The 18,233-nt window shown below is 59.5% G+C and carries 24 protein-coding genes; 10 read left to right on the forward strand and 14 right to left on the reverse strand.

Annotated features, from left to right (window positions below; translation table 11 throughout):
- Nucleotides 1–147: 147 nt before the first annotated feature.
- From OK142_RS02265 to aat, 5 genes are all read left to right on the forward strand, one after another.
- Nucleotides 148–915 carry a DsbA family protein gene (locus tag OK142_RS02265; RefSeq protein ID WP_035242563.1) on the forward strand — a complete coding sequence of 256 codons (768 nt, stop codon included), beginning with the start codon at nt 148–150 and terminating at the stop codon, nt 913–915.
- A 125-nt stretch (nt 916–1,040) separates the two neighbouring features.
- Entirely contained in the window at nt 1,041–1,478 is a 438-nt protein-coding gene (gene aroQ, locus OK142_RS02270) for a type II 3-dehydroquinate dehydratase (RefSeq protein WP_498680870.1), read from the forward strand.
- A 25-nt stretch (nt 1,479–1,503) separates the two neighbouring features.
- Nucleotides 1,504–1,992, forward strand: a complete 489-nt coding sequence (gene accB / locus OK142_RS02275) for an acetyl-CoA carboxylase biotin carboxyl carrier protein (RefSeq protein ID WP_020012377.1) — start codon at nt 1,504–1,506, stop codon at nt 1,990–1,992.
- Nucleotides 1,993–2,004: 12 nt separating this feature from the next.
- Nucleotides 2,005–3,351, forward strand: coding sequence for an acetyl-CoA carboxylase biotin carboxylase subunit (gene accC, locus OK142_RS02280; protein ID WP_059752741.1), 1,347 nt, complete (start codon nt 2,005–2,007; stop codon nt 3,349–3,351).
- Nucleotides 3,352–3,357: 6 nt separating this feature from the next.
- Nucleotides 3,358–3,972, forward strand: a complete 615-nt coding sequence (aat, locus tag OK142_RS02285) for a leucyl/phenylalanyl-tRNA--protein transferase (RefSeq protein WP_498680871.1) — start codon at nt 3,358–3,360, stop codon at nt 3,970–3,972.
- 15 nt (nt 3,973–3,987) lie between these two features.
- Here aat and OK142_RS02290 read toward each other — a convergent pair whose 3' ends face one another.
- The 5 genes from OK142_RS02290 to gatB all read right to left on the reverse strand — a co-directional run bounded on the left by OK142_RS02290 (nt 3,988) and on the right by gatB (nt 7,850).
- Nucleotides 3,988–4,425 carry a DUF2155 domain-containing protein gene (locus tag OK142_RS02290; protein ID WP_035217582.1) on the reverse strand — a complete coding sequence of 146 codons (438 nt, stop codon included), beginning with the start codon at nt 4,423–4,425 and terminating at the stop codon, nt 3,988–3,990.
- A gap of 132 nt (nt 4,426–4,557) precedes the next feature.
- The gene (locus tag OK142_RS02295; protein ID WP_003496348.1) at nt 4,558–4,956 is read right to left on the reverse strand and encodes an NADH:ubiquinone oxidoreductase subunit NDUFA12; all 399 of its coding nucleotides are present in this window, start codon (nt 4,954–4,956) and stop codon (nt 4,558–4,560) included.
- 110 nt (nt 4,957–5,066) lie between these two features.
- Entirely contained in the window at nt 5,067–5,540 is a 474-nt protein-coding gene (locus OK142_RS02300) for a GNAT family N-acetyltransferase (protein WP_498680872.1), read from the reverse strand.
- Complete coding sequence (locus OK142_RS02305; RefSeq protein ID WP_216331244.1) at nt 5,537–6,034, reverse strand: GNAT family N-acetyltransferase; 498 nt, start codon at nt 6,032–6,034, stop codon at nt 5,537–5,539. The genes OK142_RS02300 and OK142_RS02305 overlap by 4 nt, the downstream gene beginning before the upstream one ends.
- 310 nt (nt 6,035–6,344) lie before the next feature.
- Nucleotides 6,345–7,850: an Asp-tRNA(Asn)/Glu-tRNA(Gln) amidotransferase subunit GatB gene (gene gatB / locus OK142_RS02310; RefSeq protein WP_137037491.1), complete on the reverse strand. Its 1,506-nt coding sequence runs from the start codon at nt 7,848–7,850 to the stop codon at nt 6,345–6,347.
- A gap of 151 nt (nt 7,851–8,001) precedes the next feature.
- On the opposite strand from gatB, the gene OK142_RS02315 reads away from it, so the two are divergent.
- Nucleotides 8,002–8,334 (forward strand): DUF1294 domain-containing protein, encoded by a 333-nt coding sequence (locus tag OK142_RS02315; RefSeq protein WP_498680873.1) that lies wholly within the window; start codon nt 8,002–8,004, stop codon nt 8,332–8,334.
- On the opposite strand, the gene OK142_RS02320 is transcribed toward OK142_RS02315, so the two are convergent.
- Nucleotides 8,316–8,825 carry a GNAT family N-acetyltransferase gene (locus OK142_RS02320; protein WP_003496356.1) on the reverse strand — a complete coding sequence of 170 codons (510 nt, stop codon included), beginning with the start codon at nt 8,823–8,825 and terminating at the stop codon, nt 8,316–8,318. The two genes, OK142_RS02315 and OK142_RS02320, sit on opposite strands and share 19 nt — an antisense overlap.
- Before the next feature lie 319 nt (nt 8,826–9,144).
- On the opposite strand from OK142_RS02320, the gene OK142_RS02325 reads away from it, so the two are divergent.
- Nucleotides 9,145–9,402, forward strand: coding sequence for a YjhX family toxin (locus tag OK142_RS02325; protein ID WP_003496358.1), 258 nt, complete (start codon nt 9,145–9,147; stop codon nt 9,400–9,402).
- Nucleotides 9,403–9,460: 58 nt separating this feature from the next.
- Here OK142_RS02325 and gatA read toward each other — a convergent pair whose 3' ends face one another.
- The 3 genes from gatA to OK142_RS02340 all read right to left on the reverse strand — a co-directional run bounded on the left by gatA (nt 9,461) and on the right by OK142_RS02340 (nt 12,115).
- Nucleotides 9,461–10,942 (reverse strand): Asp-tRNA(Asn)/Glu-tRNA(Gln) amidotransferase subunit GatA, encoded by a 1,482-nt coding sequence (gene gatA, locus OK142_RS02330; protein ID WP_082184166.1) that lies wholly within the window; start codon nt 10,940–10,942, stop codon nt 9,461–9,463.
- Nucleotides 10,943–10,997: 55 nt separating this feature from the next.
- A complete protein-coding gene (gene gatC / locus OK142_RS02335) occupies nt 10,998–11,285 on the reverse strand; it encodes an Asp-tRNA(Asn)/Glu-tRNA(Gln) amidotransferase subunit GatC (protein ID WP_003496362.1) in 288 nt (95 codons plus the stop codon).
- A 125-nt stretch (nt 11,286–11,410) separates the two neighbouring features.
- Nucleotides 11,411–12,115: a metal-dependent hydrolase gene (locus OK142_RS02340; RefSeq protein ID WP_498680874.1), complete on the reverse strand. Its 705-nt coding sequence runs from the start codon at nt 12,113–12,115 to the stop codon at nt 11,411–11,413.
- 186 nt (nt 12,116–12,301) lie between these two features.
- Here OK142_RS02340 and OK142_RS02345 point away from each other — a divergent pair, with 186 nt between their 5' ends.
- Nucleotides 12,302–12,604, forward strand: a complete 303-nt coding sequence (locus tag OK142_RS02345; protein WP_003496365.1) for an alkylphosphonate utilization protein — start codon at nt 12,302–12,304, stop codon at nt 12,602–12,604.
- Nucleotides 12,605–12,617: 13 nt separating this feature from the next.
- Entirely contained in the window at nt 12,618–13,097 is a 480-nt protein-coding gene (gene ruvX, locus OK142_RS02350) for a Holliday junction resolvase RuvX (protein WP_003496367.1), read from the forward strand.
- On the opposite strand, the gene OK142_RS02355 is transcribed toward ruvX, so the two are convergent.
- The 3 genes from OK142_RS02355 to OK142_RS02365 all read right to left on the reverse strand — a co-directional run bounded on the left by OK142_RS02355 (nt 13,049) and on the right by OK142_RS02365 (nt 14,425).
- Nucleotides 13,049–13,366, reverse strand: coding sequence for a DUF6105 family protein (locus OK142_RS02355; protein WP_313613906.1), 318 nt, complete (start codon nt 13,364–13,366; stop codon nt 13,049–13,051). The genes ruvX and OK142_RS02355 overlap by 49 nt on opposite strands.
- Nucleotides 13,363–13,524: a hypothetical protein gene (locus OK142_RS02360; protein ID WP_158001526.1), complete on the reverse strand. Its 162-nt coding sequence runs from the start codon at nt 13,522–13,524 to the stop codon at nt 13,363–13,365. The genes OK142_RS02355 and OK142_RS02360 overlap by 4 nt, the downstream gene beginning before the upstream one ends.
- 256 nt (nt 13,525–13,780) lie before the next feature.
- Entirely contained in the window at nt 13,781–14,425 is a 645-nt protein-coding gene (locus tag OK142_RS02365; RefSeq protein ID WP_216331235.1) for a TetR/AcrR family transcriptional regulator, read from the reverse strand.
- Between the two features lie 196 nt (nt 14,426–14,621).
- Between OK142_RS02365 and OK142_RS02370 the strand changes: the two genes are divergently transcribed.
- A complete protein-coding gene (locus OK142_RS02370; protein ID WP_498680875.1) occupies nt 14,622–15,545 on the forward strand; it encodes an ornithine cyclodeaminase family protein in 924 nt (307 codons plus the stop codon).
- A gap of 15 nt (nt 15,546–15,560) precedes the next feature.
- On the opposite strand, the gene OK142_RS02375 is transcribed toward OK142_RS02370, so the two are convergent.
- Both OK142_RS02375 and OK142_RS02380 read right to left on the reverse strand, forming a co-directional pair.
- Complete coding sequence (locus OK142_RS02375; protein ID WP_498680876.1) at nt 15,561–16,172, reverse strand: GNAT family N-acetyltransferase; 612 nt, start codon at nt 16,170–16,172, stop codon at nt 15,561–15,563.
- A 140-nt stretch (nt 16,173–16,312) separates the two neighbouring features.
- Complete coding sequence (locus OK142_RS02380) at nt 16,313–17,965, reverse strand: acyl-CoA dehydrogenase family protein (protein WP_003496378.1); 1,653 nt, start codon at nt 17,963–17,965, stop codon at nt 16,313–16,315.
- Nucleotides 17,966–18,233 lie beyond the last annotated feature (268 nt).

Here is an 18,233-nt window from a genome sequence, read left to right on the forward strand (position 1 = left end):
TTCAGAGACTTGCCGCAGAATCACAATCTTCACAATCATGCGACCATAATGCGGACAACTATTTTTGGCGTATGGCATTTGGCTTAAAGTAAGGTAATTGCCATCATAATATTCATGAGGCACTGGCCGCACAGTATGAGGACCGATATGGCGCATCTTCTCCGTTCCACCCTTCTCGCCAGCGTGACGGCCCTTTCGACGGTTTTCGCTTCTCTGCCCGCCCACGCGCTGGACGAGCAGCAGAAGAAGGAAATGGGCGAGTTCATCAAGCAATATCTGATCGAGAACCCCGAAATCATGCTTGAGGTTCAGGACGCGCTTGAACGCAAGCAATATGCGGCCCGCAACGCCAAGGCGGCGGAAGCGGTGGCCGACAACAAGAAGACGATCTTCGAATCGAAATACGATCTGGCGCTTGGCAATCCGGACGGCGACGTCACGCTGGTCGAGTTTTTCGACTATAATTGCGGCTATTGCAAACGCGCCATGGGCGACATGGACAATATTCTGAAGACGGACAAGAAGGTGCGCGTCGTTCTTAAGGAATTCCCGATCCTCGGTCCGGAATCGGTCGCAGCGCATCGCGTCTCCAACGCCGTGAAGCTGCTTGCGCCTGCCAAATATCCCGAATTCCAGCGCACCCTGCTTGGCGGGCGCGGACGGGCGAATGAGGAAAGCGCAATGGAGGTCGCGACGTCGCTTGGCCTCAAGGAAGCCGATATCCGCAAATCGATGGCGGAAAACCCCAACGACGCGCAGGTTCAGGAAACCTACAAGCTCGCCAACAGCCTCGGCATCACCGGCACGCCGTCCTATATCGTCGGCGACGAAGCCGTTTTCGGGGCTGTGGGTGCGGACCCTCTGATGGAAAAAATCGCCAATATGCGCAGCTGTGGAAAGGCCACCTGCTCCTGATTGCGCAAAAAGCCCCTGTATTCCCTGTGAGATGCCGGACAAGCCGGCGCTTTACGGCTTGCGGGGGCTTTTCCTTGACGGCTGCGCAGTCTATAGGTGTCGCTGATTTTCTTATGGAAACGTGAATGAGCAACATCATCATCGTCATCAATGGCCCCAATCTCAACATGCTGGGAAAAAGGGAACCGGGTATCTATGGTGGCAAGACGCTGAAGGACATCGAGAATGATTGTCTTGCGGCTGGTGCCGATCTCGGTTTCGCAGTGGAATTCCGCCAGTCCAACCACGAAGGTGTGCTCGTGGACTGGTTGCATGAGGCTGGCGAGCGCGCGGCGGGCGTCGTCATCAATCCCGGCGCCTACAGCCACACCTCCATCGCCCTGCACGACGCCATTCGCGCGATTTCCACGCCGGTCGTGGAAGTGCACATTTCCAATATCCACGCGCGGGAAGAGTTCCGTCACAAATCGATGGTATCACTCGCCGCAAAGGGCATGGTCTGCGGTTTCGGACCATACGGATATATCATGGCGCTTCATGCGCTGAAGAACATCACGGCATAAAAAGAAACAAAGAATAGGGTTTGTCATGTCTGAAAAGAAACAGGGTATCGACAAGGAACTGATCCGCGAGCTCGCGAATATCCTCAACGATACCGACCTTTCGGAAATCGAAGTGGAGCAGGAAGACCTGCGCATCCGCGTTTCCCGCGCCGCTCCCGCTCCCGCCACGGTCTATGCAGCAGCGCCCGCCGCTTATGCGCCGGCACCTGCCCCGGCCGCCGCGCCCGCAATTGCGGCACCTGCTGCGCCGGCTGCGGCCGCAGCACCGGCCCGCAACCCGGCCAACACCGTGTCCTCGCCGATGGTCGGCACGGTCTACCTGTCGCCTGCCCCGGGCGCACGTCCCTTCATCGAAGTGGGTGCAACCGTCAAGGAAGGCCAGACCATCCTCATCGTCGAAGCCATGAAGACCATGAACCAGATCCCGGCTCCCAAGTCCGGCAAGGTCGTGGAAATCGTCGTCAACGACGCTCAGCCCGTGGAGTATGGCGAAGCCCTCGTGGTCATCGAATAAAGGCGGTTCAGCATGGTTTCGAAGATCCTCATAGCCAACCGCGGCGAGATCGCGCTACGTGTCCTGCGCGCCGCCAAGGAGCTTGGCATTCCGACGGTGGCCGTGCATTCCACGGCCGACGCGGACGCCATGCATGTGCGCCTTGCCGACGAAAGCGTGTGCATCGGCCCGCCGCCCTCGCGTGACAGCTACCTCAACATCCACCAGATCGTTGCGGCCTGCGAAATCACCGGTGCGGACGCTGTTCACCCCGGTTACGGCTTCCTGTCGGAAAATGCCAAGTTCGCCGATATTCTCGACGCGCACGGCATCACCTTCATCGGACCGACCGCCGAACATATCCGCATCATGGGCGACAAGATCACCGCCAAGCAGACGGCGCAGGAACTCGGCATTCCCGTGGTTCCCGGCTCCGATGGCGAAGTGAAGCCTGAAAACGCGCTCGAAATCGCCCGGACGATCGGTTTCCCGGTCCTCATCAAGGCGACGGCGGGCGGCGGTGGTCGCGGCATGAAGGTGGCGAAGACCGAAGCCGATCTGGAAGAGGCCGTTGCGACGGCCCGCTCCGAAGCGGCAGCAGCCTTCGGCAACGACGCCGTCTACATGGAAAAATACCTCGGCAAGCCGCGCCATATCGAAGTGCAGGTTTTCGGCGATGGTGAAGGCAATGCCGTTCACCTCGGCGAACGCGATTGCTCGCTCCAGCGCCGTCACCAGAAGGTGCTGGAAGAAGCCAATTCACCGGCACTGACAGTCGAGCAGCGCATGAAGATCGGCGAGATCTGCGCGAGCGCCATGCGCAAGCTGAAATATCGCGGCGCTGGCACCATCGAGTTCCTCTATGAAAACGGCGAGTTCTATTTCATCGAAATGAACACCCGTCTTCAGGTGGAGCATCCGGTAACGGAAGCCATCACCGGTATGGATCTCGTGCAGGAACAGATCAGGGTCGCTTCCGGCCAGGGCCTGTCGGTCACGCAGGCGGATATCGAATTCCATGGCCATGCCATCGAATGCCGTATCAATGCCGAAGACCCGCGCACCTTCGTTCCCTCTCCGGGCACGCTGACCTACTTCCACACGCCGGGCGGCCTTGGCGTGCGCGTCGATTCAGGCGCCTATCAGGGCTACAAGATCCCGCCCTATTATGACAGCATGATCGGCAAGCTGATCGTTCACGGTCGCGACCGTGACGAATGCATTCGCCGCCTGCGTCGGGCGCTCGACGAATTCGTCGTCGACGGCATCAAGACCACGCTGCCGCTTTTCCAGGATCTTCTCCAGAATGAGGATATTCTGAACGGCGATTACGATATTCACTGGCTGGAAAAATATCTGGCCGGTGACGCGTCTCACTAAGACGATATGGCTGGGCGGCGCAGCAGAAATAACGGCATAACGGTCGATATTCTGCTGCGCGCCTATTCCGCCGGCCTGTTTCCCATGGCCGATTCGGCGGATGATCCGGAGCTTTTCTGGGTCGAGCCGGAAATGCGGGGCATCATCCCGCTCAATGATTTTCACATTTCCAAAAGCCTCGCCAAGGCGATGCGCAAGAAGCCGTTCGAAATACGCTTCAACACCGCCTTCGAAGCGGTGATGGCCGGATGTGCAGCGGAAGCGCCGGACAGGCCGAGCACCTGGATCAACACCACCATTCGCACGCTTTATACCGAGCTGCACCAGATCGGCCATGCCCACAGCGTCGAGGCCTGGGAAGGCAAGGAGCTTGTCGGCGGTCTTTACGGTGTCTCGCTCGGGGCCGCCTTCTTCGGCGAAAGCATGTTTTCCCGCCGCACCAATGCCTCGAAGATCTGCCTCGTGCATCTGGTGGAGCGGCTAAGAACGAGCGGCTTCGTACTGCTCGATACCCAATTCACGACAGAGCATCTCAAGACATTCGGCGCAATCGACGTGCCGAAGCAGGATTATGCGAAAATGCTCGACCTTGCCGTCAACCGGCCCAGCCTGCAATTCTGAAGACTTTACGTTAGGTTATTTGCTTGCCGTAGAGGGAGCGGGAACGTCCGAGTCCTGCTTGCAGCCCGTCAGCCACACGTCGTAGATCGGGTGTTCCACGGCGTTGAGGCCGGGGCTGTCGGCAAACATCCAGCCCGTGAAAATCCGCTTGATCTTACGATCGAGGGTGATCTCATCCACCTCGATGAAGGCGTCGATCTTCTGGGTTTCGGTCTGGTCACGGGAATAACAGACTTTCGGCGTGACCTGAAGCGCGCCGAACTGCACGGTCTCATCGATATAGACATCGAAGGAAGTGATGCGGCCGGTGATCTTGTCGATGCCGGAAAACACCGCCACGCGGTTTTCGAGACGAGCAGCAGAAACGGGCGAAATGAGGATGACAGCAGAGACCGCTGCAAACAGCGAGACTGTCAGCGCACGCAAAGAACGATCCCGCGTGATTTTCCTCATACGATATGTCTCCAAATATTTGCCTGTGTCGAACTGCCGACCGGATCAACGCCTAAGGGCGGAATGTGGCAAAAACCGGTGAGGCCGGATGCAAGCGCGGTGTTTTGCACAACACCGCGCATCACAAGATGCTTAATTGCCGGGTGTCCAGGCGTCGTAGTCGCCGGTCACGCGCGGACGCTCGCCAGCCACGGCCAGCGATCCCTGAGGGCGGTACGCCTTAGATGTGCCGGTAAGGTTCGACTGGTGCGGCTTCTGCCACTCGCGGGCAACGTAGGTTTCCTGGCTCGGCGGCACGTCGGTGCGGTAGTGCATCCAGCCGTGCCAGCCAGGCGGAATCGCCGAGGCTTCGGCATAACCATTATAGATCACCCAGCGGCGCGGCATGCCCCAGGAAGTGGTGCCGCCTTCGTAATAGGTGTTGCCCAACTCGTCCTGACCGACTTTCTTGCCAAAACGCCAGGTGTGAAACCGCGTTCCAATCGTCTGGCCATTCCACCAGGTGAAGATTTGCGTCAGGAGAGTCTTCATTATGCGTTCCTCGGGCTTGAATGCGCCGCAGCGATTTTAGATCGCATGGCACAAGACAAGCTTATGCCGCCACCCGCGTCAATTGTCCAGCATTTCGAGATATATCCGCGCTATTTCAGCTTCATCCTGAAGCCTAAATGCCGCTTCTCGAAACCCAGCCGCTCATAGAAGCGATGCGCGTCCAGCCGGGCCATGTTGGAGGTGAGCTGGGCGGAATTCATTCCCTGACGGCGGGCTTCCTCAAGGCAATAATTGATCATCACCGCGCCGATACCGCGGCCGCGCATGTCGGAGCGCGTCTGTACCGCCTCGATCACCATAGACTTTGCCCCTCGCCCAACAAGCTTGGTGAGGATGGCCGTCTGAAAGGTGCCGACCACCTCGCCATCCAGTTCCGCCACATAGAGTGTTTCGCTTGGCGATGCCTCGATGGCGCGGAAAGCGGCGAGATAGTCAGGCTGCGCCGATTCGTCGGCCGTATCGCCGTGCCCGCCGATCTCGTCGGCGGCAAAAATGGCTGCGAGCGCCGGAAGATCGTTTTCACGTGCCGTGCGGATTATCAGCTTCTGCAATGTCGTATTCATCGGGTCAGGCTCTTTTCCATAACGATGCCGGGCAGACCTTCGATGCCCGCCATGCGCTCGATTCGGTCGACCTCGACAAATCCGACGCCTTCATAAAAGGCGATTGCGACAGTATTTTTAGGTTCGACTTCCAGACGCATGATTTCCGCATCCGGAAAGCAGGTTTCGAGTTCGGCGAAGAGATCGCGGCCGACACCCTGCCGCTGAAATTCCGGGGCCACATAAAGCTGGTGCAGCAGGGCCGTCTTCGCCATCTTGGTGGACATCGAACCATAGGCCATGCCGCCGATCCGCCGGCCATCATCGGCCACAAGAAACTCGCCGCCCTTTTTCTCGATACGGTCCTTCATGGCCTGCGGCGAATGCCATGCGGCAATCAGCTCCTTCACCTTGTCGGCGCCGTAGATCGCGTCATAAGTGGCGTGCCAGGTCGCGGCGAGCAAGGTGCGTACCGGCTCGATGTCTCTCAGACTTGCCGTGCGGATGAAAAACATGATGGGCTCCGTCGAAAAACAGAAATGCCGGGCGTTAATTCCCGGCAGAAGTGATGTCAGTCCTCTGTGCTCGACGTCATCCTCGGCTCGCACCACTGTGTGGTTTAATCGGGATAATCCGGGCTAAAACCATTATTTCCGTCATGCCGGTCCCCGGAACAAGCCCGAGAATGATCCGGCATCCAGCCGCCGTGCGTCTGCACGGCGAAAAGAGTCTTTTCAACCCAAGGACTTGGGCTGGCTGGATCCCGGCTCAAGGCCGGGATGACGGAACCTCTATGCCGTTACCAGAGCACAAGGCAGCGTCCGCTTACTCTTCCTCGATACCAAGCTTGGCCTTCACCAGCGCCTGCACCGCCTGCGGGTTGGCCTTGCCGCCCGTCGCCTTCATCACCTGACCGACGAACCAGCCGGCGAGTGTCGGCTTTGCCTTGACCTTCTCGACCTGATCCGGGTTTGCGGCGATGATCTCGTCCACGGCCTTTTCGATGGCGCCGGTATCCGTCACCTGCTTCATGCCGCGCGTCTCGACGATTTCGGCGGGATTGCCGCCCTCGTTCCAGACGATTTCGAACAGGTCCTTGGCGATCTTGCCAGAAATGGTCTCGGCCTTGATGAGATCGATGATGCCGCCGAGCTGTTCCGGCGAAACCGGCGTTGTCTCGATGTCCTTGCCTGATTTGTTGAGCGCACCGAGAAGATCGTTGATGACCCAGTTGGCGGCGGCCTTCGGATCACGGCCGGCGGCGACGGCCTCGTAATAATCGGCAATCGCCTTTTCCGAAACGAGGATCGAGGCGTCATAGACCGACAGGCCGAGATCGGCCACGAAACGGGCCTTCTTGTCGTCGGGAAGCTCAGGCAGATCGACCTTCAGCGCTTCGACGAAAGCATCGTCGAATTCGAGCGGCAGCAGGTCCGGATCGGGGAAATAACGATAGTCATGCGCGTCTTCCTTGGAGCGCATGGACCGCGTCTCGCCCTTGCCGGGATCGAACAGGCGGGTTTCCTGATCGATGACGCCGCCATCTTCCAGAATGGCGATCTGGCGGCGTGCCTCATATTCGATGGCCTGGCCGACGAAGCGGATGGAGTTGACGTTCTTGATTTCGCAGCGCGTGCCGAAACCCTCACCCGGGCGGCGCACGGAGACGTTGACGTCGGCGCGCATCGAGCCTTCATCCATGTTGCCGTCGCAGGTGCCGAGGTAACGCACGATGGAGCGCAGCTTGGTCAGATAGGCCTTGGCCTCATCCGACGAGCGCATGTCCGGCTTGGAAACGATTTCCATCAGCGCCACGCCCGAACGGTTCAGGTCCACGAAGGACATGGTCGGGTGCTGGTCGTGCATGGACTTGCCGGCGTCCTGCTCCAGATGCAGGCGCTCGATGCCGATCTCGATATCCTCGAAATTGCCCTGACGGTCCGGACCCAGCGAAATGGTGATGGTGCCCTCACCGACGATCGGGTCCTTGAACTGCGAAATCTGGTAGCCCTGCGGCAAATCCGGATAGAAGTAGTTCTTGCGGTCGAAGATCGAACGGTTGTTGATCTTCGCCTTCAGACCGAGGCCGGTGCGCACAGCCTGGCGGACGCATTCCTCGTTGATGACGGGAAGCATGCCGGGCATGGCGGCATCCACCAGCGACACGTTGGCATTCGGCGCATTGCCGAAAGTGGTCGATGCACCGGAAAACAGCTTGGAATTGGAGAGAACCTGCGCGTGTACCTCCATGCCGATCACGATTTCCCAATCGCCGGTGGCGCCGGGAATGAAACGTTTCGGGTCGGGAGTGCGCACGTCTACAAGGGTCATCTGAAGCTCACGATATACGGGTTCTTTGGCTCTGGTGGGTAGAACAAATGGCGCGCGGGCGCAAGACATGTTGCGCCCTGTCGCGCCAAGCACCGGATTTTCGGCACAGCAGCATACGTGTTTTTTACCGTTCCCAATATCTATTCACACCATGACGATGATCGCTCTCTGCCTCACGATCTATATCGCCTTCAATCTTTTCGTCTTTCTTGTCTATTGGCTGGACAAGCGGGCGGCGAGAAACAGCGAATGGCGCGTTCGCGAAAGCACCCTGTTGTGGCTCGCTTTTGCCGGTGGCAGCTTCGGCGCGATCTCGGCGCAACGCCTGCTGCGGCATAAAACGCGCAAGGAGCCGTTCCGCAGCATCCTGATATCCATCATTGTGGTACAGGTGGGCCTTGTCGCATCCCTCGTCATCATGCCGGATTGGCCGATGCGGCTTGTGAATGGCCTCGGCGCGCTCTCTCAGAATTCCGTGCCGTAAAGACCGCTCTCGACCTCGACGAGCTGCTTTTGCAGACCCACCGACTGCACGTCGCGATCAAGCTTTACCGCATATGAAATGGAGAGCCAGCGAACGCTATAGCCGTGATGCCTGAAGAAGGCGACGGCCGGTTCGTTCTGGGCGTGGGTTTCAAGACGGATGGTGTCGAAACCCCTTCCCTCTATCAGCCGTTCCATGTCAGCCAAAAGGAAGCTGCCGACCCGTTTCCGCTGAAAATCCGGGTCGATCCAGAAATCGGAAATCGTCTCGTCGAAATGTTCCCGCGCCGCCCATCCGGCGACCGCACCACCGAATTCCGCCACGCGGATGGCAAGCCATGACGAGCGGGTGAAATTGGAAAAGGCACTGGCCGCATTCTCGTAAAGCGTCGTGGTGATGCCGAGCGCCATTGTTGCCTGCCGCCAAGACCTGAGTCCGATGGCCGCCAGAACCTCCGCTTCCTGCTGATATGCATTGCGAATGACGATCAAGCCGCGCCCTCCATGGCCTTAAGGAGTAAAGCATCGGTGGTGCGATTCGGCCAGCGGCAGCCTTGACGCGCAATATCGATCTGGGCGACCGCCACGGTGACGGCGGATGCGAAAATTTCGACGGACTTGACCGCGCTGATTTTGCCCGCTAACCCAAAAAAGCAATTCTGGAGTTTTTATGTTCGCTCAATCGGAGTCCTGGTAAAGGCCCTGCCCGCAAGTTTCTTGCGCGCCGGGCCAGATGAAACCGAGCCGGATGCCTTAACGGCACCCGGGTTTGTTTTCACGCGTCTAGAAGACGCCGACCGGATTTCCGAAAATGGACATTTCCCGCGCCGAACAGCGCATTCTTCACCTGCTCGCCCAGGGTGGCAGAATTGAACTTACTCGAGACGACGACCGCAAAATCGAGAAACTCGCGCTCTATACGCGCGACGGCTGGATTTTCAGCGGCCTCGATCTGCTTACCTTCCGCAAACTGAAACGGAAGAGGGCCATCGCCTCTTCCAGCGGCAAGCCTTATCGCATCACCACGCGTGGGCTGGAACTCGTGCGGGGTGAGCTGGACAATCGATGAAAAACAAACGGGCGGCATTGGATGCCGCCCGTCCGATTTCTAACTCTGGTTAGATGGGTCACCACCACTTGGCGGGGGTGAACTTACCGGCAGCCTGTTCGATCGCGTGGGCCGTCTTGAACAGGGTTTCTTCCTCGAACGGCTTGCCGATAAGCTGCAGGCCGAGCGGCAGACCCTTGCCGTCAAGACCGGCGGGCACCGAAAGGCCCGGAAGGCCGGCCATGTTGACGGTGATCGTAAAGACGTCCTGAAGATACATCTTCACCGGATCGGAAGCGAGTTCCTCATCACCCACCGCAAAGGCGGAAGACGGGGTGATGGGCGCCAGGATGGCGTCGACGCCCTCATGGAAGACGTTTTCGAAATCGCGCTTGATGAGCGTGCGAACCTTCTGCGCCTTCAGGTAATAGGCGTCGTAATAACCGGCCGAAAGCACATAGGTGCCGACCATGATGCGGCGCTGTACTTCCTTGCCGAAACCGGCGGCACGGCTCTTCTCGTACATGTCGGCAATGTCCTTGCCGTCGACGCGAAGGCCGTAACGCACGCCGTCATAACGGGCGAGGTTGGAAGAAGCTTCTGCGGGCGCGACGATGTAATAGGCGGGCAGCGCGTATTTGGTGTGCGGCAGCGAGATATCGACCACCTCGGCACCGGCATCGCGCAGCCACTCGACGCCCTTGGCCCAGAGCTTTTCGATTTCCTCCGGCATGCCGTCGACGCGGTATTCCCTGGGGATACCGATCTTCAGGCCCTTCAGCGACTGGCCGATGGCCTTTTCGTAATCCGGCACCGGCAGGTCGACGGAAGTCGTATCCTTCGCATCGACGCTTGCCATGGTCTTGAGCAGGATCGCCGCGTCGCGCACGTCACGGGCGATCGGGCCGGCCTGATCGAGCGAGGAAGCATAAGCGACGATGCCGAAACGCGAGCAGCGGCCATAGGTTGGCTTGATGCCGACGGTGCCGGTGAAGGCTGCGGGCTGGCGGATGGAGCCGCCGGTGTCGGTGGCGGTGGCACCTGCGCACAGATGCGCGGCAACGGCTGCGGCCGAACCACCGGAGGAGCCGCCCGGCACGAGCTTCTGCTCGGAACCGTTGGCACGCCACGGGTTGATCGCCGGTCCGTACCAGGAGTTTTCATTGGACGAACCCATGGCGAATTCGTCCATGTTCAGCTTGCCGAGCATGACGGCGCCCTGATCCCAGAGGTTCTGGGTGACGGTGGATTCGTATTTCGGCTTGAAGCCGTCGAGAACATGCGAACATGCCTGCGTGTGCACGTCGCGGGTGGCGAAAAGGTCCTTCACGCCAAGCGGAACGCCTTCCAGTTCACCCGCCGTGCCTGCGGCGATGCGGCCATCGGAGGCTTTCGCCATGTCGCGCGCCTTTTCAGGCGTGGTTACGACATAGGCGTTCAGCGCGCCATTCGCCGCATCGATGGCGGAGAGATAGGCGTCGGTCAGCTCAAGGGCGGAAAACTCTTTCGCCTTCAGCTTTTCGCGGGCTTCGGCAATGGTCAGGCTCGTCAGGTCGGTCATGGTCGGCAACGGCTTTCGAAATCTTGGAAAAATCGGGCGGCAAACGGCGGTCGGACTATTCGACCACTTTCGGAACCATGAAGAAGTCCCGGTCGGTCGCGGGCGCATTGGCGACGATGTCTTCCGCCTTGTTGCCGTCGGTCACCACGTCGGCACGTTTTTTCATTTCCACCGGCGTCACGGAGGTCATGGGCTCGACGCCGTCGACATTCACTTCCGAAAGCTGCTCCACGAAACCGAGTATGCCGTTCAGCTGGCCGAGCATATTCTGTGCTTCTTCTTCGCTGACAGCGATACGGGCAAGGCGCGCAACGCGCTTTACGGTGGCGAGATCGACGGACATGGTTTTACTCCGGTAGGAATTTTCCTACCCGCTATAATGACCATGCCCGCCATTCGCAACGGTAGAAAACATGTCGCACCAAACTGTGGAACGGTTTTGCTGCGGCGACATGCCTGAATGGAGCTTCAGAAGGACAATGTATCGCCGGCCTTCGGCGTATGGACGCGCGCTTCCGACCCCTCCATGCCGGCCACGAACTTCTCCGGCGTCTGGTCGATGATCGGGAAGGAACCGTAATGGCAGGGGATGACATTTTCGAACTTGAAGAAGCGCTGGCAGGCCAGTGCCGCCACAGCCCCACCCATGGTGAAGCGGTCACCGATGGGCACCAGGCCGATATCCGGCTGATGCAACTCGTTGATCAGCTTCATGTCCGAAAAGATATCCGTATCGCCCATGTGATAGACGGCCGGGCCGTCTTCGAAATGCAGCATCAGGCCATTGGCGTTGCCGAGCGAATGCGAAACGCCATCCTCGGTGATCTGGGCCGAGGAATGCAGCGCATTGGTGAAGGTGACGGAAAAACCATCGAAATGCACGGTGCCGCCGGTATTGCCCATATCGACCTTCGCCACGCCCTTGGTGGAAAGCCAGGCGGCGAGATCGGCATTGGCAAGTACTGTCGTGCCCGTTTCGCGGGCAAGCTGGACGGTATCCCCCACATGGTCGCCGTGGCCGTGGGTCAGGAGAATATGGGTAATGCCTTCGGCCGCCGTCTTTCCGTCCTGCCCGGCAAAACCGGGATTGCCGGTGAAAAACGGGTCGATGAGGATCTTCGCGCTGCCGTTTTCGAGGCGGAAGGCGGAATGGCCGAGCCAGGTGATTTTCATGGGAAGTTCTCCTTTGTATTGCCCGTATATTATGACATAGAGCATTTCCAGTAAAAGTGTGTAGCGGTTTTACGTCCGGAAAATGCGTAAAATCAAAGGTCTAGAGTACGTCCAGCAGTCCCGTTCAAACCGGATGCGCTCTGGACGGCCTGAACACCGCACTACCGATATTTCAGAGAGGCGACAATGGCCGCGGATAATGACGATTACGTGTATGACGAGGCAACGGGCGAATGGCGGCCCGCTTCCGAACTGGCCGCGGAGGCCGCGCGTGCCAACGAAGTCCGCGATGCGGCAGGCAATGTGCTTGCGGATGGCGACCAGGTGACGCTGATCAAGGATCTGAAGGTCAAGGGTACCAACACGGTCATCAAGCAGGGCACCGTCATCAAATCGATCCGACTGACCGAAAACCCGGAAGAGATCGATTGCAGGCACGAGACGGTCAAGGGTCTGGTGCTGCGCACCGAATTCGTCCGCAAACGATAAGGCAGCGCGCGACATGGCGATACTCACCATCGAGGAACTTGCGGAAACGCTTCAGCCCGCACAGGCGATTGCCGGCCTCGACCTTGGCACTAAAACCATCGGGCTTGCCATGTCGGACCTGTCGCGGCGTTTCGCGACACCGCGCCCCGTCCTCAAGCGGGTAAAATTCACGCAGGACGCCGAAGTACTGCTGGCCTTTGCCGAGAAGGAGAAGGTGGCCGCCTTCATCATCGGCCTGCCTATGAACATGGACGGCTCAGCCGGGCCGCGCGTACAGGCGACGCGCGCCTTCGTGCGCACCATGGGCGAAAAAACTGCCCTGCCCTTCATTTTCTGGGATGAGCGGCTTTCCACCGTTGCCGCCGAGCGTGCGCTTCTGGAAATGGACGTATCACGCGCCAAGAGGGCCGAACGCATCGATTCGGCGGCCGCGAGTTTCATTCTTCAGGGCGCGCTGGACAGGCTCTCCGCACTCGCCCGCGCGACCGACTGACGGTCACGCCACCAGGCGGCAATCCGCTTTCTCCTGCGGAAAGCAAGGATCGCAAAAACGATCAGGCTGTCGACCGCTATGGCGCGCGCGACGAGCGGCGGCAGGCTTTCGGGCGGCAGGCCGAGAATATTGCCATAAACCTGAAACACCAGATCATGTGTTTCGCGCGTCAGCATATAAAAACCGAAGCTCATGTCGTAGTAGGAAAGCCAGTACCAGCTGCCCAGCAATGCGACGGGACCGGCCCAGAGGATCAGAAACCACTTCATGCCGCCTGTTCCCCGCCAAATACCGTGTCGGGGATGCCGGCAAGCACCGCCCAGCGCACCAGAGCCATCAGGCAAAGGTTCAGCGCCGGCGCGTCGATATCCAACGGCAGCATAACAAAAAACGTCATCATGACGCCTAAAGCTGTCCAGCGGCTCACTTGCGGCTCCCTTATGCGCAATCATTGCGCATGGTTAACACTTCGTTAATTCACACTGGACCGGCAGGCATGGCGACGCAAATGAAAGCTGTCATTATGGTTAACGCTGGCGGCCCGGGTCTGTGGACAAGCGTGTGACCCAAGGCAACGGACAGAGATGCCGGACGGTTGCCCGCCGGTGAAAACATGGCTGATTTTTCCTTAATCGCTGACTGCCCTTCAAGGGCGACAAGTATCCCCGCCCCTCGAAGCGGTTTCAGCCGTAAACGCCGCGCACGAGCCGTTTGACGGCGGTCGTGATCTTGTCCCAGTCACGATCGGATTTAAGCGGTACGCCGGCGAACTGGCCGCTGGTTGCAGCGGAAATGACAAGATGCTGGATGGCGGCAAACAACACGGCGTTGACGGCCGCAGTATCCACACCCTTCGGCGCCGCCAGCGAACCGCGCATGCGCTCCAGCCATTTGCCGAGCGATTTGGCACGGGCTTCGGCCAGCTGCCTGACCTGCGGCGAGCCATCCGATACTTCCCAGGCAATGATCTTGCAGACGAGAGGATCGCTGCGCAGCGCATCCATGAAATAAAGCGCCAGCTTTTCCATGAGATCGCCATAGGTCAGAAGGAACATGCCGCCGGTATCTTCGGGAATGCGATCCTTCACCCAGGAGCCAAGATCCTCGCCGATCGCCTCGATCAGGCCGTCGAGACCACCGAAATAGCGATAGATGAGCTGCTTGTCGCAGCCGGCGCGACGGGCAACGGCATTGATGCCGAAACCCTGAAAACCCTCTTCCGCCAGAAGCGACCGCGCGGCGTTAAAAATCGCCTTCTCGGTCGCGGCGCGATCCTTGACGCGCTTTTCCGGTGTGTCGGCTGAAATCACCTCTGCGGTCGCCAGCATGCTTTTCTACCCGTCGTTTAAAAGGCCTGACCCAAGGGGTTAACAAAGCATGAAGACAAGGACAATGCAGCGGAGCGGCCGGGGAGAAGGTTCCTGTGGATGACAGGGGTGGAGGCAACAGAAGATTTTTCAGAAGGGCGGCTTGACCTCAACTTTGCTTGTTATTTTAGGTTGCGAGGCCTTGAAGGAAAACGCCATGACGACAATATTGACGGATGAGGATTTGACCGGCGGCGCCATCATGCAGATCGCCATCGACGCGGTGGAAATTGCCATGCGGCAAAAGGCGCAGGGCCGAATGATCTCGCCGCCACGGCACCACGTCACCTTTCCCGGTAAAGGCGATCTCGTTTTTACCGTGGGAGGCGTTCAGGACAGCGCGCCGATTGCCGGCTTTCGCGTCTACGACACTTTCAATGGCAGTCACCACTCGCAGATCGTCGCGGTCTGGTCGACGGAAACTGCCAAGCTGGAAGGCATCGTCATCGGAGAGAAGCTTGGCGCGATTCGCACCGGCGCAATCGGCGGCGTCGCCATTCGACACCTCAGTGACGTGGATGCAACCACAGCCGGCGTTGTCGGAAGCGGTTTGCAGGCACGAATGCAACTTGTCGCAGCGGCAGCGGTGCGGCGGCTCTCGCATGTTCGGGTCTATAGCCGCAGCGAAGCAAATCGCAAAGCTTTCGCGGAGGAGATGCAGCGGTATCTCGGCCTCGATATTGAAGCTGTCGACAGTGTCGCAGAAGCCGTTCGCGGTGCCGATATCGTCATTTGTGCGACAAGCAGTTCAATGCCCGTTCTTCGTGCGAAGGATTTAAAGCCGGGCGCCCATATCAACACCGTTGGTCCCAAAACCATTGAAGGCCATGAAATCGATCTGGATGTCGCGAAAATGGCGCATCGTATCGCGACCGATTCCCCCGAACAGATGCGAGCCTACGCTTCTCCATTCTTTCTGTCGGGAACAAGCCACGAAGAACGGGTCGAAGATCTGGCGTCAATCATTGCTGCAAACACGCCGTGGCACCGAAGCGCCGATGCAACCACTCTTTTTTGCTCGACCGGTCTCGCCGGAACCGAAGTGGCGGTCGCCGCGGCGATATTGAAGCAACGTGGATAGCGTTATCCTCAGCTTCTATTCCAGCGCCATGCCGAACCACACGGTGCCGGGTGTCTCGTGGCTGTCGAGACGCTTGAAGCCGCGCGTTTCCCAAAAGCGCATGCCCGCAGCGTTGCGCTCACTGGCACCAAGATGGATGCCGTAGACGTTGTTTTGCCTTGCCATGTCCAGCCAGCGCGACAAAAGCCGTGTGCCGCCGCCCTTGCCCTGCGTGCGCGGTAGAAGGTTCATGTGGATGTGGGCCGGAAACGGGTCGGTGAGCCAGGTGGGTGTGCGGCGCGGGTGGTGGATGAAATGGGCGCGGCGCTGGTCGGCGTCCCATGTCTGCTGGTCACCGCCGGGGTCGGGGTAAAGGGCGCGCAGATGCGGCCACCACTCCTCTTCCAGACGCGCTTCGTGCAAGGCCGTATCAAGCGTGCCGGCGATATAACCGCACACACCTTCCTCATCCTCCGCCACAAATACCGCATCGGGCCAGAGATGCAGGTAAGGTGCGGAATAGATATGACCCACCATGCGGCCGTCACGGTAGAGCGGCGTCGCGTCTTCCCCGGCGTCCCCGGTTGCAAGACTTATGGCGTAAAGCGCATCCTCATCTTCCAGGCGGGCGGAACGAAACGTCAGCATCTGCAGCCACCCTCCATTGCCGCGCATCGACACGCGACGCTGTCACGACAGATCAAAGCACGCTCCATGCCACCGCTTTTTTTCAAATCCGAGCCCCCTCCCGCCGGGAATGCAACAACCGTCATCCACCCCTTCGTCGCTCAGGACGCGGGCGGATACAGAAGATCGATAATATAATTTGGATCGAAGCGGGAATCGAGCATGCCGTAAGTGTGGCGCCAGCCGCCCGCAAGACGGGTCTCCAGGAACGCGTCGGCTATCTTGCCGGCACCCAGCCGGCAAAGCTCGGCAGCGGCCGCAGCGAGCGCGAACTGCTCGACCAGCAGGCGGGCAGCCCCCTCATCGCGCTCGGCAAGGGCGATTGCGGCACGCAGGACGTCGGTGGTCTTTTTGCCGGCAGGCCCAAGATCCCGCTCGAGCGTCTGGAAGACGAGATCGAACAGATCCTTGCCACGCTGAAGAACCCGCAGCACATCCAGCGCCATGACGTTGCCGGAGCCTTCCCAGATGGCGTTGACAGGCGCTTCGCGATAGTGGCGGGCAATTGGCCGCTCTTCGACATAACCGTTGCCACCGAGGCATTCCATGGCCTCGTAAATCAGCGCGGGCGCGATCTTGCAGCACCAGTATTTCACGATCGGCGTCATGACCCGTGCATAGGCGGCTTCCGCCGGATTGTTACGCGCGGCATCGAAGGCCGACGCCAGCCGGAAGGAAAGCGCCGTCGCGGCGGCGACATCCAGCGCCATGTCGGCAAGAACACGCGTCATGATCGGCTGGCTGACCAGCATCTTGCCGAAAACCGAACGGCCGCGGGCGAAATGCACAGCTTCCGCGAGCGAGGCACGCATCATGCCGGCCGATGCGAGCGCACAGTCGAGCCGCGTCAGCGTCACCATGTCGAGGATGGTGCGCACCCCGCTGCCGGGATCGCCGAGAATATAACCGAAAGCATCGGTAAACTCGACCTCGGCAGAGGCGTTGGAGCGGTTGCCGAGCTTGTCCTTGAGGCGCTGGAAATGCAGACCGTTCTTCGAACCATCTTCCAGATAACGCGGCACCAGGAAGCAGCCCATGCCGTCGCCCATCTGGGCCAGCATCACAAAACCGTCGCTCATCGGCGCGGACAGGAACCACTTGTGGCCGGACAGGCGATAGATGCCCTCGCCCACCCGCTCCGCCGTGGTGCGGTTGGCGCGCACATCCGTGCCGCCCTGCTTTTCCGTCATGCCCATGCCGATGGTCACGGCGGTTTTCTGCAGCCCCGGCTTCTGCGAGGAATCATATTTGCGCGACAGGATCTTCGGCACCCATTCCTTCTGCACGCGCGGCGAGGTCATGATGGCGGCGACGGAGGCGCTGGTCATCGTCAGCGGGCAGAGGTGCCCGGCCTCGAGCTGCGAGGTCAGATAGAACTTGGTGGCGCGGGCCTTGTGTTCATTGCCGCGCGTTTCGGCCAGATTTTCCCAGACGCTGGAATGAAGGCCCGATGACATGGAGCGGCGCATCAGCGCGTGCCATGCGGGGTGGAACTCCACCTGATCGAGACGTTCGCCGCGCGGGCCGTGGGTGTGCAGCTGCGGCACGCCCTGGTTGGCCATGCGCGCCAGTTCCTGCGCCTCATGCGAGGTCACGTATCGCCCGAGCTGGTCGAACTCTTCTCTCAGATTGCGGGACAGGCCAGAGGTGAGGTCGACGATCAGCGGGTCGGAACGATAGGCATTGATACCGGACCAGAGGCTGGGCTGGTTCAGTTCGGCGAGCGTTTCTTCTGTCCGGGAATTCTGGGTCATCCACTGCTTCTAGCTGTTTTTTACTGGAATTGCATAGGGGGGTGATATTGCATAATCCCGCCCACAGGAAGCGATTGAGACGATTAAACCCCCGCTTTCAGCATTTTTCAGGACCGGTCTAGAAAATGCCGAACACGTTTCCGGCAAGACCGAGGGACAGCGCCATGAGGAAGCCGGATACCGTGCCTCGCACGAGCCTCGGCGAAGAGTGGCCCGCATGGCGGATGAGAAGCCTTCCAATCGAAATCCCACAAGGACCGCGCATGCC

This window comes from Agrobacterium sp. BT-220-3, assembly GCF_025910175.1.
GTDB lineage: Bacteria > Pseudomonadota > Alphaproteobacteria > Rhizobiales > Rhizobiaceae > Agrobacterium > Agrobacterium oryzihabitans.

Coding starts and splice junctions, on each gene's coding strand:
- aroQ (WP_498680870.1), top strand. CDS start 1,041: ATGAGCAACATCATCATCGTCATCAATGGCCCCAATCTCAACATGCTG.
- OK142_RS02265 (WP_035242563.1), top strand. CDS start 148: ATGGCGCATCTTCTCCGTTCCACCCTTCTCGCCAGCGTGACGGCCCTT.
- gatC (WP_003496362.1), bottom strand. CDS start 11,285: ATGTCCGTCGATCTCGCCACCGTAAAGCGCGTTGCGCGCCTTGCCCGT.
- accB (WP_020012377.1), top strand. CDS start 1,504: ATGTCTGAAAAGAAACAGGGTATCGACAAGGAACTGATCCGCGAGCTC.
- gatA (WP_082184166.1), bottom strand. CDS start 10,942: ATGACCGACCTGACGAGCCTGACCATTGCCGAAGCCCGCGAAAAGCTG.
- ruvX (WP_003496367.1), top strand. CDS start 12,618: ATGGCGATACTCACCATCGAGGAACTTGCGGAAACGCTTCAGCCCGCA.
- OK142_RS02305 (WP_216331244.1), bottom strand. CDS start 6,034: ATGTTTTTCATCCGCACGGCAAGTCTGAGAGACATCGAGCCGGTACGC.
- OK142_RS02315 (WP_498680873.1), top strand. CDS start 8,002: ATGACGATGATCGCTCTCTGCCTCACGATCTATATCGCCTTCAATCTT.
- OK142_RS02380 (WP_003496378.1), bottom strand. CDS start 17,965: ATGACCCAGAATTCCCGGACAGAAGAAACGCTCGCCGAACTGAACCAG.
- aat (WP_498680871.1), top strand. CDS start 3,358: ATGGCTGGGCGGCGCAGCAGAAATAACGGCATAACGGTCGATATTCTG.
- OK142_RS02355 (WP_313613906.1), bottom strand. CDS start 13,366: ATGAAGTGGTTTCTGATCCTCTGGGCCGGTCCCGTCGCATTGCTGGGC.
- accC (WP_059752741.1), top strand. CDS start 2,005: ATGGTTTCGAAGATCCTCATAGCCAACCGCGGCGAGATCGCGCTACGT.
- OK142_RS02290 (WP_035217582.1), bottom strand. CDS start 4,425: ATGAGGAAAATCACGCGGGATCGTTCTTTGCGTGCGCTGACAGTCTCG.
- OK142_RS02345 (WP_003496365.1), top strand. CDS start 12,302: ATGGCCGCGGATAATGACGATTACGTGTATGACGAGGCAACGGGCGAA.
- gatB (WP_137037491.1), bottom strand. CDS start 7,850: ATGACCCTTGTAGACGTGCGCACTCCCGACCCGAAACGTTTCATTCCC.
- OK142_RS02340 (WP_498680874.1), bottom strand. CDS start 12,115: ATGAAAATCACCTGGCTCGGCCATTCCGCCTTCCGCCTCGAAAACGGC.
- OK142_RS02370 (WP_498680875.1), top strand. CDS start 14,622: ATGACGACAATATTGACGGATGAGGATTTGACCGGCGGCGCCATCATG.
- OK142_RS02300 (WP_498680872.1), bottom strand. CDS start 5,540: ATGAATACGACATTGCAGAAGCTGATAATCCGCACGGCACGTGAAAAC.
- OK142_RS02365 (WP_216331235.1), bottom strand. CDS start 14,425: ATGCTGGCGACCGCAGAGGTGATTTCAGCCGACACACCGGAAAAGCGC.
- OK142_RS02325 (WP_003496358.1), top strand. CDS start 9,145: ATGGACATTTCCCGCGCCGAACAGCGCATTCTTCACCTGCTCGCCCAG.
- OK142_RS02295 (WP_003496348.1), bottom strand. CDS start 4,956: ATGAAGACTCTCCTGACGCAAATCTTCACCTGGTGGAATGGCCAGACG.
- OK142_RS02375 (WP_498680876.1), bottom strand. CDS start 16,172: ATGCTGACGTTTCGTTCCGCCCGCCTGGAAGATGAGGATGCGCTTTAC.